We start from the raw sequence: 13,584 nt of genomic DNA, 5'->3' as shown, positions 1-13,584 counted from the left end.
GTCGGGGTCCGGTCAAACCGGTCGGGCCGCAGAGCCACGAAATCGCGCGGGGTTCGGTCCGGTGTCCCAATGGCCAAAGCCACCACTCACGGGAACGCCACCATGATGCCACTTTCCCTAGGGTCAGGGAAGTCAGGGATTCCTTACCCGGAATTAAAAATGTTTTAAATCAACGATCTAGTATGAACATCTGGTTTGCGAAGGCCGCCTTGAGAACAGCCTGCGCCGTTGTCTCGACCGACAGTGCTTCGCGGGCCAGGCGCAGATGCTTTTCCACGGTGGCCGAGGTCAGCCCCATCAGCACCGCGATGTCCTGCATGGTCTTGCCGTCGCCGACCCATTCCAGCGCCTCGCGTTGGCGTTTCGTCAGGCTGCGGTTCGGTCCGGAATGGGGCAGGGTGAGGATTTTCAGATGCGCCATGATGTTGATGAGGTGAATGTCATCGCCATGTCGGGCCCAGATTGCATCGGCGTCGGCCTGGGTCAGACCGGGTTTGGCCGTCAGCGCAATGGCCCCCTTGGACCGCGCGGACACGGCCTTGAAGCTGATGGTATAGCCGGCAACAACACCCATCTTGTGATTGAATTCAAAGACTTTCTTTTCATCGGCAGTCATGGTCTTGGTGTCGAGCATCTGGCGCAGCATGCCCCAGCTTCCGACGCCATCGTGGTCGAGGGCCCAACGCACCATCGGGGCATGTTCGTACAGGCCCTGACCTATGAACACGTCGCGATATTCCTTGGAATGGTTCGTGAGGACGATGAAATCCTCTGAGTCGCCCAAGGAGGCCGAGGTGCGGTAATGTGTGAAACCATAGAGCAAACGATCAAACCCGTAGCCGGCCATTTTCGCGGTATGCGCGTCCCACAACTCTTCGATGCTTTGGCAGTTAGCAATAAAATGCAGGTACTTACGCATTGATCTTAGTCCTTTAGATGATGCGCGATAGCAAAGAGGGCCAAGGTGTATCCATATGCGCCAAAGCCGCAGATCTGACCCAGCGCCACGGGGGCGATATGCGACAGGTGCCGGAACGGTTCGCGGGCGTGGATATTGCTCAGGTGCAATTCGATCACCGGCATGGCAACGGATGCGATGGCATCGCGCAGTGCGATGGACGTGTGCGTATAGGCGCCGGCATTCAGAATGATACCGCCATGAGCGCTGCGCGCGCCGTGAATATGGTCGATCAGGGCACCTTCATGGTTGGATTGCACGAAGTCCACATCAAGCCCGAGCGCCTTGGCATCGGCACGACATTGGGTTTCGATCTGGTCCAGCGTCGTGTTGCCGTAGACCTCTGGCTGGCGCTGGCCCAGAAGATTGAGGTTCGGACCATTGAGGATAAGGACGGATGTCATGCGCAGGGCCCATTCAGTTGTAAGATTCCTATCCTTAGACGTCGGCGCCACGATCTGTCCAGTCATGCTGCATCTGCATCCATCCTTGGGCGCAGGGCGTGGCACGCACTGTACGACTAATTCTTATAATCAGTATTATGTAACTATTTGAACTGCCATGAAAGTGGCGGGTGCGCCAATGGTGGCTTGGCGAACGGTTCGTTCTGAAGGTCGAATGATGAACCACGGGAGCCCAAGATAGTTTGCGCGGGCCAATCCGGCCTTCCTTCTGCTGATCGTCAGGATCTGGACCGTTCGTTCCCAAAACCCTGCAAGCAGCGCCGCCGGCATTCTCAGGCACATGGCGTGTCTGCGCGTTTTCTTACTATGTGACTGAAAAAAATGGAATTTGGTTTCCTGAAATCGGACAATCCAGGCAGAATGACATAATTCTGCCCAAGTTGACCGCCAAAATCCCTCTTAAAGCGAAATGATGGATAGATTTGCACCCCGCGGGCACCACCCCAGTTCTCAAGGACAGATATTATGAAAATCCTGGCTGTTGATGACGACCCCATCATCCTTGAGTTGCTGAACGAGGTTCTTGGGTCGACCGGGTATCCGGATGTGACAACGGTGGAAACCGGTGCGGATGCGCTTGCGGCGGTCGAGGATCATCGGCAGCCTTTCGACTGCATCCTGCTCGATATCCAGATGCCGGGCATGGACGGGATCGAACTGTGCGGACGGCTGCGCGCCATGCCGCGCTATCGCGAAACGCCGGTGCTGATGCTGACCGCGATGTCCGAGAAGCATTACATCGATCGCGCGTTCCGCGCCGGTGCGACGGATTATGTGACCAAACCCTTCGATATCGTTGAACTGGGTGCGCGGCTGCGCGTCGCGCAAAGCCTGTCGGACGGCCAGAAACGTCTGTCCGACAAGGTGTTTTCGGCCAAGGCCGTCCGCCAGAAAGCATTGGCCGAAGACAAGATCCGCGTCGAGGAAGCCTATCCTGTCAAGGATGTGGATGGGGTCATCCCGATGCCGTCGATGTACAACTACCTTGCGCAGCTCGGGCGCAGTTCGCTGTTCGGATCGTCGGTCATCGCGTTCAAGATCAACGACATAGAACGGCTGCACGGCTCCATGTCCGGGTTCGAATACACCTGCATGATCACCGATGTGGCCGAGGCGATCATCACCTCCCTGCCGTTCATGCAATCCTTGTTGTCCTATGCGGGCAACGGCGTCTTCATCTGCATCGCCTCCGGGGCGCATTCCGTATCGCCCGAGGTCGTCTTGTCGCAAGTCGATCATGCGCTGAACATGATGGAGCTAAGCTATAACGACGGGCGCCCTATGACGGTGACCTTGCGGATCAGCGCGCCGACCCGGCTGACCTTCCGGGCGGGTGACGGGACCAAACGCGCCATCATGCAGGCGATCACGAATGTGGAAATCTCGCCTGCTGCCGACAGCAAAGCGGCCGGTGGCTACGACTCGGGCCGCGGCGCGATGTCGCATCTTGCAGGCTGATCAGAACGAACGAGGACGATATTTCCATGGCAGCAGTCGATCCAAAGCTACAGGCAAGTCTTAACCGCATTCGTTTGCGTTTTTTGTCCGTGCTGGATGAAAGGCTCGACAGCATGGAGTTGAATTTCGACGCATTGGGTCAGGCCGCGACCCGCGATGCCGCGTTGGCCGGTATCCAGGCCGAGGCGCACAAGATCGCCGGGACAGCACGCACCGTCGGCTATGCAGAACTGGGAGAGATCGCGCTCACGCTCGATCAGACGATCGGCGCGGGCAAGGGCGGCGGTGCCGATCTGACACAGATCGAGCAGTTGACCGATGCGCTTATCGAACTGGGCGCGCAGATCGTGAATTCACACAGGATGGAAATGGCGGCAGAGTGATCTGATCGGCCTGCGCCGGCCCCCTGCCCCTCGTCCATCGCTATTCTTGGTGCTTATCGGCGCGACCGCAGCGCGACGCAGCCGGCGATCACGCCTTGGCCTTCTCGACCAGTTGGATCACCCGATCCGACAGCGCCATCGGATCGAAGGGTTTTTCGATCACATCCACCGCGCCAAGCTCCTTAAAACCGACGATTTCGTCAGGCTGCACGCGCGCGGTCATGAAGATTGTCGGCACATGCGCATATTCCGGCATCGCGCGCAGGGCCGCGAACAATTGCTCGCCGCTCATTTCGGGCATCATCACATCCAGCAGAAACACGTCCGGCGACATTCCTTTGACCGCCTTCAGCGCCTCTGCGCCCGATGCGCATTGGGTCACATTCAGTCCGCCGACGGTTTCCAGCGCCAACAAGGCAATTTCACGGATGTCGTCGTCGTCATCGACGTGCAGAACGGTCAAAGGTGTGGTCATGGCGGTCGTCTGCCCTTTCAGTGTCAGCCGGCGATGTGCAACGCCGGGGCTGGGTAGGTTTCAACCTGCTTGCGCGGCAGGTTGATGATAAAGCTGGTGCCTTCGCCTTCTCGGCTACGCATGTCTATCGTACCGCTATGGCGTTCCACAATGGCTTTCACGATGCTCAGACCAAGTCCGGTGCCGCCCTTGGCGCGGCGGTCGGAACTGTCAGCCTGGGTGAACCGCTCGAAGATCGAGGCCTGTGCCTCTTCGGGGATGCCCGCGCCGGTGTCCGTGACCCGCAGGATCGTTGCATCATCGGTCTCTTGCAGTTCCACCACGACCTCGTCGCCGGGTGTCGAAAACTTGGCCGCGTTGGACAAAAGGTTGGTCAGAACCTGGAACATGCGGTCGGGATCGCATTCGATCTGCGTGCCGTCCTCCAGCCCCTTGGCCGTGATCCGGACCTTGTATTTCTCTGCATAGGCTGTGTTTGCCGCCACCGCATCGCGCAGCAGTTCGGCGCCGTCCACCCGCTGCATGGTAAAGGGCATCTGCCCCGCCGCGATCTTTTCCAGATCCAGCATGTCATTGATGATCAGCACGAGGCGGTCGGCGTTGCGGTGCGCGATATCAAGCAGGTTGCGCGCCTTGTCTGGGATGTCGCCGGTGGCCCCCGACAGAACCAGCCCCAGCCCGCCCTTGATCGAGGTCAGGGGAGAGCGCAATTCGTGGCTGACAGTGGCGATGAATTCATCCTTGGTCTTTTCCAGCGCCTGACGCTCGGAGATGTCACGGGCAATCGCCACGAACTGGGCGCGCCCGGTGTGCGAGGGGATCAGTTGCAGCGTGATCTCGTGGGGCACGTCCTTGATGTCCAACTCATAGATCAGTTGTTCGGTCTTGCCCTGCAACAGCGGTTGCGCGCGTCGCATGAAATCGCTGTGATCGTAATTCGCCCGCTGCGAGCCGACCCGCTTGCCGATGTAATCGCTTTCGGTCCAGCCGAAATTGCGCAGGGCGGCGCGGTTGAGATAAACATACTGCAATGTCGCGGCATCGAAGACGAACACCTGATCGCGCAGCATGTGCAGGCTTTCGCGGATGTTCTGGGCGGCTTGCGAGGTCTTGCTGTCGGTAATGTCGGTACGCACCGAAATGCTGCTGACGTGTTTGCCTTTTTTGGAAAACAGCGGATAGATCGTGGTGCGCGTCCAGATCGGCGCGCCGTTCTTGTGCTTGAGGCGCATTTCCCCCGACCAGCTTTTGCCTTCGGCCAGCATGTCGCGGACGTTGACGAACTTCTCGAACTTTTCCTCGGGATAGATCAGGCTGGCCTCCTGGCCCAGAACCTCGTCCTCGCTGTATCCGAAGCTGTCACAGAATTTCTGGTTCACGAAGGTGATCCGCGCGCGGTCATCGGTGACCGACACGATTGAATGTTCGTTGAGCGCCATGATCTGGTGCTGCATGTCTTCGGTCAGTTTGCGGATCTGCCGTGCCTTCACCAGGAAAAAGGCCGCGACGGTCAGTGCGCCGATCGACCCGACCAGCAAGGGCGCCGCGGCGATCGGCGGAATGAGCGCGACGGACAGATCGCCCGCGGCAACGGCCGTGGGCGCGACAAGGCCTGCCGAGAAGGCCAGTCCCGCGCGCTTCAAACGTCGTTTCGCATTTGTGGCAACCGCCATAATCAATCCTTTCCCGCCTTCGAGATATGCTCATACCCCTTTAAACGGAGCGGCGGATCTTCGTGTTTTCAATCTGTCCCATATCGCCGTTTTATTGCGGCGGAATTGAGGTCCAGACGTGATTTTGTGTCGTCATGATGCATTTCGGCCAGCCCGGTCGATGCCGCGTTGCCGGTTCGCGACCTGCAGCACCTTGGCGACCACTTTGGACAATTCGGACCGGCTTTTGACAAGTTCGGTGGTTATCCGGTCGTTGCGCGCGCCGGATTCAAAGGCCGACAGCCCGATCACCGGCACGTCGATGCCCCGTGCCTCGAGCGTCTCCAGAAGCTCCATCCCGTTGCCGTCAGGCAGATCCCAGTCGATGATGATCAGTTCGAACTTGCGCAAGCGGATCGCCTTGCGGGCCTCTGCCAGGGTTGCCGCCGGCGTGATGTCCGCCAGCTTGCCAAAGCTGTCGGCAAGGACCTCGGCGAAATCCACGTCGTCTTCGAGGTGCAGGATTCGCACCGGCGCCTGCGATGCGTCATAGCTGCCATGCAGCGATACGATGTCGGCCTTTCTGCTGCTGCTGGTCTCTGGCAGGACCACCCAAAAACTTGTTTCGCCTTCGGGTTCGCTGCGGTATCCGATCCGGCCGCCCATCCGCTCCACGATCAGCTTGGTGATATTGAGCCCAAGGCCGGTGCCGCCATTGCTGCGGGTATCCGAACTGTCGGCCTGCTGAAACGGCTGGAACAGCTTGTGGCGGAAGGCTTCGGGCACGCCCGGTCCCTGGTTGGTGACGCGTACCCGGAATTCGCCGTTTCTGCGCTGGATGCGGATATCGACGACCGTGTCGTCATACGAGTATTTCGCGGCGTTGGACACAAGGTTGGCCACGACCTGCTGAAACCGGCCCTTGTCGACATCGCCCAAGGGCGGCGGCGTGCTTGTTTCGACCTTCAGCGTGACCTTGTGCTGGGCGGCAAAGGGCGACATCTGCGTGGCCGTATCCCTGACCAGATCGGCGATGTTTTCGGTGGTGAACTGGAATTCAAGCTGTCCCGATGCGATTTTTTCCATGTCCAGAATGTCGTTGACCAACTCGATCAGGCGGTCGGTGTTGTTCTGGGCGATGTTCATCAGTCGCGAGGCCGCCATGGGCAGGTCCGACCTGAACTGACCCATCAGCAGCGCCAATGCCCCTTTGATCGAGGTCAGCGGCGTGCGCAACTCGTGACTGACGGTCGAGACGAATTCCGTCTTCATCCGTTCGACTTTCTTGATTTCGCGGATGTCCTGGAATTGCAGGATGAAAATATGATCGTCGCTGGCGGGATCGAGTGTCCAGGCGATGCTGGCCAGGGTCCAAAGCTCGTCGCCGTTGGAGTCGATCAGGCGGTATTCGCCTTCGATGGCGTTGATTTTGCGCGCCTGAAGGTCGCGCACCTCCGACAACAGGTGCTTGAAGTCTTCGCGGACCATGATGTGGTGCAGCTTGGAGGTGCTCAGCGTGTCTTCGCTGTGACCGGTCAGCTTGACCATCGCGGCGTTGACGCCGATAAACCCGCCATTGGCCGCGCACATCGCCATGCCCACTGGCGCGTTGTTGAGCACGGTGCGGAATTGCAGCTCGCTGGCCTCCAGTTTCTCGCGGGCATCGTGCAGTTCGGTGATATCCGTCTGAACCCCAAGGAACCGCACCGCGCGCCCGTCGCTGTCGCGTTCGGCCACGGTCGCATCGGACCGCATCCAGCGCCAGTGTCCGTCACCGAAACTGATCCGGTACTGCGCAATGGACCGGTCGGACTGGCCGCTGATGCAATCACGGTCCGCCGCCTGCAACGCAGGCAGGTCGTCGGGATGGATGCGCTTCAGAAACACCGCCTGCGGATCGGTCACGGGGTCTGTGGGCGGGACACCCATCAACCGCTTCCATGTGTCCGACACGATCGATTTCCCGGTGCGCAAATCGATGTCGAAGACCCCGATATCCGCGCCCACGAGGACCGCGTTCCACCGCTCTTCCGCGATGGCGAGACGTTCTGCGCCGATCTGTTCCTCGGTCACGTCGAGCAGCATCACGGTTGCCAGTTTTTCATTCGCGCTCGATTGCCAAGTCGACATGCGCACGTCGAGAAAGAGCCGCTGGCCCTGGGCGGTGCGCGATACGATCTGGCGCGGCAACTGGCCCTGCCCCCCCGTCTGCCTGCCCAACAGCCGTTGCAGCGGCTGACCGATCAGATGGGTTTCGTCCTGTCCGAACATCTGCCCGGTCATCGGGTTTGCCGACAGGATCACGTCATTGGCGTCGATCACCAGGATGGCCATCATCGCATGATCGATGATCGATCTGTTCTGCTGCTCATTGGCATCGAGCTGTCGCGTGCGCACCCCGACCAGCCGCCTGACCGCATGTTCGCGGTGCATCAGCACGGTCACCAGCGCCCCCAGCAAAGCCGTCAGGAGCAGACCGCTCCCGGCGACGAAGAACGTGGCGTAGTGGTATTGCTGCGCGGCGTCGAAGGCAGGCGTGCTGTTCCAGACCAGCAGCCATTCGCGCCCCAGTAGCGAAATCGACGCGCTGCGGGTCCAGTCGCTGTCGATCGCTTCAGCCGGATTGGCCAGCGTGGAATAGATCAGAAGGTCCTGGTCGGCCTGCGCGCCGTCATAAACCGACAACGAAAAGAATTTCGACTGCGCGGGCGACAGGTTTCGCAGGGTGCGCGACCCGATGAACGGGGCATAGACCCAACCCTGGAACGCCCCGCGCCCGTCCGCGGTTGCCACGGTGCGGTCGTAATGCGGGTGCAGCAGCAGAAAGCCCGGTGTTTTCGCGGCGTCCTGCACCAGCAGGATGCGTGGCGTCAGATGCGGCAATCCGGTCTCGCGGGCGCGGATCGCCGTTGTCCTGCGGCCCTCTTCGAACGCGATGTTGAGGCCGCGCGCCTGGATATTTGGCGCCAGGGGCTCGATGTACTTGATGACGAAAGTGGACTCGGTCGCGGTCTCGGGGTGGATTTTCATCCCCTCGATGCCATCCGCCTCGGCCTGGCGAAGGAACTCCTGCCGTTGTCCGGGTTCGACCGGAACGATCCAGCCGATGCCGTTGATGCCGGGCAGATTTTCATCGATATTCAGCGCCGTGACGAAATTGGCCCAGTCCTGCTGGACCACGGCGTCCGACGCGGTGATCAGCCCGCTTGCGGCGTTCAACGACTGTGCATAATCCGTCAGGCGCTTTTGCAGCGCGCTCTTGTTGTCTTCGGTCACGCTGTGAAACGCGTCTTCGACGCGGCTCTTGCTGGTCCGTTCTGTCCAAAGAGCCGTGGTCAGGGTTGCTGCCAGACATAGGCCCACAACGCCGGTTGGAACCCAGAATAAACGACTCATTACATCCCCTTTGCCTGTTATCCGATCACGTGCCGGGGTCCGGACATTCTGCCGGGGCGCGGGAAGGGTTTGGTATCCGAACGGAATTTCCCCACGATAGAGTGCTGATCGGACAATGCAACTAAATCAAGAAAAACCGGTCGAAAATTATGTGTCAGGTGACCGGGCATCCCGCCTGCGTCATCCAAGGGTCAGCTTGAGTATCGGCAGCGACAGCCCTGCCATCGCGATGGACAGGCCCATCGGAAACCGCCGCGTGTCACGCAAAAAGGCCCAGCGGGAGGTCGGAGAGGCCGCGCCAAGCCGCACGACTTGGACAAGCGCGATGCCGACCAGCAGCGACACCGACAATGACAGCGCGAAGACCGCAAGCCATTGGTGAGGGATGAACAACACCAGCGCGGACAGCACTTTGACGTCACCGCCGCCCAGCAGGTGGAACGAAAAGCCCGCAACCCCGACCGCCAGAACGACCCCGGCCGCGAGCAGGCGCAGGGCCACACCGTCAAGATTGCCGGGCGTCAGCAGCGACGCCGCGAAGAGACACAGGTAGGCCCCCACCAATACATTCGGGATGCGCATCTGGCGCAGATCGAACAGCGCGGTCGCCAGAAGAAGCGGCACAAGCCCCAGCAGCACGGGAACCTGCAGGTTGGCGATCGCGTCCGGCATGCGCTATCCGGCCCGGCTGAGCGTTGGCTGGTCCTGCTCGGTCTGCGTATCGGCGTGCAGGCGTGCCATCACCTCGACCTGACCGGAGGCGCCCGTCTTGGCATAGACATTGCGCAGATGTGTGCGGATCGTCGCGATCGAGACATTCAGTTCCTGCGCCATCTCGCGCGGTTTGAGCCCGCCGGCAAGAAGATGGCAGACCCGCTGCTCGGACCGGCTGAGGTTATAGGGGTTGAAGCCGCCCAGAATGGAGGGGCTGGCGTGATCCGTGTCATGGCCCGCGGTGGACCCTCGCATCCGGCCCTGCGCCGCGATCATGCGGCTCACGATGCCTGGCGCGCGGGCCGCCCACCCGTCGGCCAGCGACCTGGTGATGACAGAGGTGGAGAGTTGCTTGTGCCGGTTCGGCGGCGTTTCGAACGCGATCTCGATCAGGTCGATATGGCCATCCTGCTGTTCCATCACGATCAGGCTGACCTCGCAGATCTCGGTGCGGTGCGCCCATTCGCGGTTGGCTGCGCTTGCCGCAAAGCGGGGATCCTCGCGCAGTTCGCTGAGACGCCAGATGGTGCCCGGCAGGGCGCTTTCGCGGTGTCGGTCCAGCAAGAAGCGCGCGAGCGCCACACCGGGCCGATCGGGCCGGGTCTGACCTCTGCGGTCACAGGCCGCGGCGATGATCCGCGGGGTGAAATCCGCCAGTGCAAGCCTGTAGACCACAAGGTTCGCGCCCTGTACCTGTGCAATCAGACCAGAGACGATCTTGTTGAAATCCCCATGCCCCGACATCGCGGCCGCCCATTTGGTAATCAGCGCGAACGAACGCTCTATCCGGACTTCGAGGGGGGCAGCGGTGGGAAAGCGAACGGGATCTGACGATGCGGTGTCTGCTGAACGGGGCATATCAACTCATACTCTGTAATAGGATGCCCTGCAGACTGCCAAAGCGACCTGACGCTTCTAGGACCAGTTTGTGGCGAGGATACGGCATTTGCCGCCCGGCAGGCCATGAAAACGTCGGATTCCAACAGATTTTGCGACGCGATATGGCGATAAATAATGTTTTAAAACAATGCTATGGATGCTTTTTCCACAGTGTTTACAAAACCGTAAAAATGCCTTGATTTATCATCCATTTGAACGATGCCGGCTTACCTGCCGTTCACTAGATTGATCGTACAGTTGCCGAACACAGACATGGTGGTCGGTGATCTCAGACCGCGGCCCATGTCGCTTAAATCGTACACAAGGATTATGACTATGACCAACCAGATCTCCACCCGCCTGATGAACCTCTTCATTCGCTTTCGCCACTGCGAAGACGGTGCAACGCTTGTCGAATACGGCATCGCGCTTGGCCTTGCCGTGACGCTCGGCGCCGGTGCGCTGGTCACGCTGGGCACCGACATCGGCCTGACCATGGGCGATGCAAGTGCCGCGATGCCGCGCACCCCGACCGAGTAAGTCACGCACCCGCACCAAGTCCCGACCGGTACGTCCGGTCGGGCTTGATGCGCCCTCTCTTAACCTTGTCCCTGACTTTCGGAGCGCAGACAGTATGTTCGCCCGCCCCACATCAAACCGCTTTGTCGAGAACGAGGATGGCGCCATCCTCGTGTTCTGGGCCGTCGCGCTGGTGGTGTTCCTGGGGCTCCTGGGCTTGAGCTTCGATTTCGGGCGGGTCGCGACGACCCAGTCCGAACTGCAATCCTACGCCGACAGCGTCAGCCTTGCCGCCGCTGCCGAATTGGACGGGGCACCCGACAGCATCGCCCGTGCGACCCGTGCCGCGGCCGATCTGATCGAGGACAGCCAGACCTACGGCGATGGCGCCAAGGTGCTGGGCGGCTCCAACAGCTACACGCTGACCTTTTTCAAACACGATGCCACGTCTGGCGGGTTCGTGCGCGCGCCCGAAAACGTGACCACCTCGCCCGCGCAGGCCCGCTTCGTGCAGGTGCTGATGGGCGACACCGACGTGATCACACCGCTGAGCGGTGCCGCCGCCAGCCTGTCGGGGCGCAGCGCCGACCGGTTCGGCGTGATGGCCACCGCCGTCGCGGAGTTCTCGCTCGAGGCCTGCGACGTCGCGCCCGTGGCCATGTGCCTGCCGTCGGCGAACTTCTCCGCCGCCAGCAGCATTGGCACATCATTGGTGCTCAACCCCAATGTCGGGGTGGGCACCACGCTGCCCGGCGGCATCCGCGCCGTCGACACGATCGCCAGCCAGCTTGACGGGCTGAGCATCTGCGCGGGCCTCTCGGGCGCCGGGCTCGAGGCCTGTCTGCTGGCGGCGCAAAAGCCTGCCTCCGCCTGTTCCGGGTCCAGGGGGCTCGGGATTTCGGCGGATGTGGATGCCACCGGCCTTACGGATGCGATCAACACGCGGTTCGGCGAATTCAACGGCCTTGTCTCCGGCCTGTCGGGCATCGACGCGTTTTCCGCCGGTCCCAACGTGCTGGCGGGCCAGACCGACATCGCGGGCCTGTGCCTGCCGCTCGATATCCTGCCCTCGAACGACGATCTGAGCCTGCCGGCCGATGATTGCGTGGCCAGCGGTTCGTGTGGTGTGCAGGGCAACGGAAATTTCTCGCTCGGGCGGCAGGCCTACGTCGATGCACATTACGGCGGCACGGATCCCTTTCCGGACGCGACGACGCGCTTCGATTTCTTCCGCGCCGAGGTCGAGGCGGACGCCGACGGCTCCCTGTTGGGCGGCATCGTCGGTGGGCTTGCCGGCGGGCTGCTGGGCGGATCGGGCTTTGTGCCGCAGATGTGCAACCCCTTCTCCTCGCAGGATCCGGAGCGCCGCCTGATGGTGGTCGCAGGGATCGATTGTTCGAATGGCGGGCTTGGATCCGCAGGCGGCTCCGCGCCGGTGCGCGAATATTTCGAAGTGTTCTTGCTGGGTCCGGCCGAAACCGGCGGCTTCAACGTCGAGATCACGGCCTGCCTTGGCGGCGAATGCGGTGGCGGAACCCTCGATACGGACGTGCGCGATGTCGTGCGGCTGGTGGAATGATGCGCCGCCTGCCCCGTTTCTGGCGCGCCGAGGACGGCGCCGCACTGGTCGAATTTGCCATGCTGGTTCCCGTGGCGCTGGTCTTTGTGGCCTTCACCTTTGAGGCGAGCCGCACCTTCTGGGGATATCAGACCACGATCACGGGCGTCCGCGACGCGACCCGCTATCTGTCGCGCGTGGTGCCGGGGGATGTCTGCGACAGCGGTGGCGCCGTCAGCGGCTGGAACACCAAGCTGACCGAGATCGTGCGCGACACCCGGTCGGGTGACACGCTCTTCCCCGCGTCGATCCGGATCGTTGGTGTCAGCGCGACGCTCGAGTGCGTGGCGGGCGATTACCGGAAGGCCACCGTGCCGGTCGCCGCCGTGACCGCGACGCTGGCCATCGACTATCCGTTCAAGGGGATATTTCGCCTTGTGGGCGTGACGCTGGACGATGTGACGACTGTCGTGCGCGACCAGGCGCGGGTGCTTGGCACATGATGTCGCGTCGCATCATGTCCCCGGCCCGCTTCGCCACGGACGAAGACGGCGCCACGATGGTCGAATTCGCCGTGGTTCTGGCGATCTTCCTGTTGCTGGTCTTTGGCCTGATCGACTTCGGTCGTCTCGGCTTCAGCTACGTGATGGCGGAAAAGGCGACCGAGCGCGCGGCCCGCATCGCCGTGGTCAATGCACCGGTCTGTACCGGTCTGGCCGACGTCACGACTCGGGGCGTGGGCGGCATGTCCTCCTTGATCCCCAATGGCACGTCCTGTGGCGCGGGCAGTGCGATCTGCAGTACGATCGCCACTGTCACCTGTCGCGGCACATCCGGCAACGCCACTGCCGCCAGGATCTGGAGCCAGGTGCAACCGCTTTTGCCGGTGAACGCGACGCCGGAAAACCTCGAGTTCGCCTATAGCTTCGATCCGGCGCTCAACCGGCTGGGGGCGCCCTATGCGCCCATCGTTTCGGTCGACATCGTCGACCTGCAATTTCAATTCATTTCACCGTTGGGCGCATTCGCCGCCATGGCCGGTGCCACACAGGCGTCCGATCTGGGCGCGACGGTCACGTTTCCGTCCATGAGCGCGTCCCTTCCGTCGGAAGACCTGCGCTGAGGAGT

At 61.4% G+C, this 13,584-nt stretch carries 13 protein-coding genes; 6 read left to right on the top strand and 7 right to left on the bottom strand.

Features of this window, described 5'->3' with window-relative positions; translation table 11 throughout:
- Window positions 1-169: 169 nt before the first annotated feature.
- The gene (locus FDT80_RS03360) at window positions 170-919 is read right to left on the bottom strand and encodes a LuxR family transcriptional regulator (RefSeq protein WP_138660812.1); all 750 of its coding nucleotides are present in this window, start codon (window positions 917-919) and stop codon (window positions 170-172) included.
- Window positions 920-924: 5 nt separating this feature from the next.
- Window positions 925-1,362 carry a type II 3-dehydroquinate dehydratase gene (gene aroQ, locus FDT80_RS03355; protein WP_138660811.1) on the bottom strand — a complete coding sequence of 146 codons (438 nt, stop codon included), beginning with the start codon at window positions 1,360-1,362 and terminating at the stop codon, window positions 925-927.
- A gap of 525 nt (window positions 1,363-1,887) precedes the next feature.
- Between aroQ and FDT80_RS03350 the strand changes: the two genes are divergently transcribed.
- Both FDT80_RS03350 and FDT80_RS03345 read left to right on the top strand, forming a co-directional pair.
- Window positions 1,888-2,880 (top strand): response regulator, encoded by a 993-nt coding sequence (locus FDT80_RS03350; protein WP_138660810.1) that lies wholly within the window; start codon window positions 1,888-1,890, stop codon window positions 2,878-2,880.
- 26 nt (window positions 2,881-2,906) lie between these two features.
- Complete coding sequence (locus FDT80_RS03345; protein ID WP_138660809.1) at window positions 2,907-3,263, top strand: Hpt domain-containing protein; 357 nt, start codon at window positions 2,907-2,909, stop codon at window positions 3,261-3,263.
- Between the two features lie 88 nt (window positions 3,264-3,351).
- Here the strand turns inward: FDT80_RS03345 and FDT80_RS03340 are convergent, their stop codons facing one another.
- The 5 genes from FDT80_RS03340 to FDT80_RS03320 all read right to left on the bottom strand — a co-directional run bounded on the left by FDT80_RS03340 (window position 3,352) and on the right by FDT80_RS03320 (window position 10,358).
- A complete protein-coding gene (locus tag FDT80_RS03340; protein WP_138660808.1) occupies window positions 3,352-3,738 on the bottom strand; it encodes a response regulator in 387 nt (128 codons plus the stop codon).
- A gap of 23 nt (window positions 3,739-3,761) precedes the next feature.
- Window positions 3,762-5,411 (bottom strand): ATP-binding protein, encoded by a 1,650-nt coding sequence (locus FDT80_RS03335; RefSeq protein ID WP_138660807.1) that lies wholly within the window; start codon window positions 5,409-5,411, stop codon window positions 3,762-3,764.
- 132 nt (window positions 5,412-5,543) lie between these two features.
- Window positions 5,544-8,786, bottom strand: a complete 3,243-nt coding sequence (locus tag FDT80_RS03330) for a CHASE domain-containing protein (protein WP_138660806.1) — start codon at window positions 8,784-8,786, stop codon at window positions 5,544-5,546.
- Window positions 8,787-8,966: 180 nt separating this feature from the next.
- Window positions 8,967-9,458, bottom strand: coding sequence for an A24 family peptidase (locus tag FDT80_RS03325; protein WP_138660805.1), 492 nt, complete (start codon window positions 9,456-9,458; stop codon window positions 8,967-8,969).
- 3 nt (window positions 9,459-9,461) lie between these two features.
- Window positions 9,462-10,358, bottom strand: a complete 897-nt coding sequence (locus FDT80_RS03320) for a helix-turn-helix transcriptional regulator (protein WP_138660804.1) — start codon at window positions 10,356-10,358, stop codon at window positions 9,462-9,464.
- A 357-nt stretch (window positions 10,359-10,715) separates the two neighbouring features.
- Here FDT80_RS03320 and FDT80_RS03315 point away from each other — a divergent pair, with 357 nt between their 5' ends.
- From FDT80_RS03315 to FDT80_RS03300, 4 genes are all read left to right on the top strand, one after another.
- The gene (locus FDT80_RS03315; protein WP_246039819.1) at window positions 10,716-10,919 is read left to right on the top strand and encodes a Flp family type IVb pilin; all 204 of its coding nucleotides are present in this window, start codon (window positions 10,716-10,718) and stop codon (window positions 10,917-10,919) included.
- A gap of 94 nt (window positions 10,920-11,013) precedes the next feature.
- Window positions 11,014-12,477: a pilus assembly protein TadG-related protein gene (locus FDT80_RS03310; protein WP_170311773.1), complete on the top strand. Its 1,464-nt coding sequence runs from the start codon at window positions 11,014-11,016 to the stop codon at window positions 12,475-12,477.
- Complete coding sequence (locus FDT80_RS03305) at window positions 12,474-12,959, top strand: TadE/TadG family type IV pilus assembly protein (protein WP_170311772.1); 486 nt, start codon at window positions 12,474-12,476, stop codon at window positions 12,957-12,959. Before FDT80_RS03310 ends, FDT80_RS03305 begins: the two co-directional genes overlap by 4 nt.
- Window positions 12,956-13,579: a TadE/TadG family type IV pilus assembly protein gene (locus tag FDT80_RS03300; protein ID WP_138660801.1), complete on the top strand. Its 624-nt coding sequence runs from the start codon at window positions 12,956-12,958 to the stop codon at window positions 13,577-13,579. Before FDT80_RS03305 ends, FDT80_RS03300 begins: the two co-directional genes overlap by 4 nt.
- Window positions 13,580-13,584 lie beyond the last annotated feature (5 nt).

This window comes from Sulfitobacter sabulilitoris, from assembly GCF_005887615.1.
Classification (GTDB): domain Bacteria; phylum Pseudomonadota; class Alphaproteobacteria; order Rhodobacterales; family Rhodobacteraceae; genus Sulfitobacter_E; species Sulfitobacter_E sabulilitoris.
The sequence above is the reverse complement of the archived record's forward strand: the minus strand, read 5'-3'. Positions and strand labels throughout refer to the sequence as shown.

Excerpts from the sequence above, each read along its gene's own strand:
- FDT80_RS03325 (WP_138660805.1), bottom strand. The coding sequence starts at position 9,458 with ATGCCGGACGCGATCGCCAACCTGCAGGTTCCCGTGCTGCTGGGGCTT.
- FDT80_RS03335 (WP_138660807.1), bottom strand. The coding sequence starts at position 5,411 with ATGGCGGTTGCCACAAATGCGAAACGACGTTTGAAGCGCGCGGGACTG.
- FDT80_RS03360 (WP_138660812.1), bottom strand. The coding sequence starts at position 919 with ATGCGTAAGTACCTGCATTTTATTGCTAACTGCCAAAGCATCGAAGAG.
- FDT80_RS03330 (WP_138660806.1), bottom strand. The coding sequence starts at position 8,786 with ATGAGTCGTTTATTCTGGGTTCCAACCGGCGTTGTGGGCCTATGTCTG.
- FDT80_RS03350 (WP_138660810.1), top strand. The coding sequence starts at position 1,888 with ATGAAAATCCTGGCTGTTGATGACGACCCCATCATCCTTGAGTTGCTG.
- FDT80_RS03305 (WP_170311772.1), top strand. The coding sequence starts at position 12,474 with ATGATGCGCCGCCTGCCCCGTTTCTGGCGCGCCGAGGACGGCGCCGCA.
- FDT80_RS03300 (WP_138660801.1), top strand. The coding sequence starts at position 12,956 with ATGATGTCGCGTCGCATCATGTCCCCGGCCCGCTTCGCCACGGACGAA.
- FDT80_RS03310 (WP_170311773.1), top strand. The coding sequence starts at position 11,014 with ATGTTCGCCCGCCCCACATCAAACCGCTTTGTCGAGAACGAGGATGGC.
- FDT80_RS03340 (WP_138660808.1), bottom strand. The coding sequence starts at position 3,738 with ATGACCACACCTTTGACCGTTCTGCACGTCGATGACGACGACGACATC.
- FDT80_RS03315 (WP_246039819.1), top strand. The coding sequence starts at position 10,716 with ATGACCAACCAGATCTCCACCCGCCTGATGAACCTCTTCATTCGCTTT.
- FDT80_RS03320 (WP_138660804.1), bottom strand. The coding sequence starts at position 10,358 with ATGCCCCGTTCAGCAGACACCGCATCGTCAGATCCCGTTCGCTTTCCC.
- FDT80_RS03345 (WP_138660809.1), top strand. The coding sequence starts at position 2,907 with ATGGCAGCAGTCGATCCAAAGCTACAGGCAAGTCTTAACCGCATTCGT.
- aroQ (WP_138660811.1), bottom strand. The coding sequence starts at position 1,362 with ATGACATCCGTCCTTATCCTCAATGGTCCGAACCTCAATCTTCTGGGC.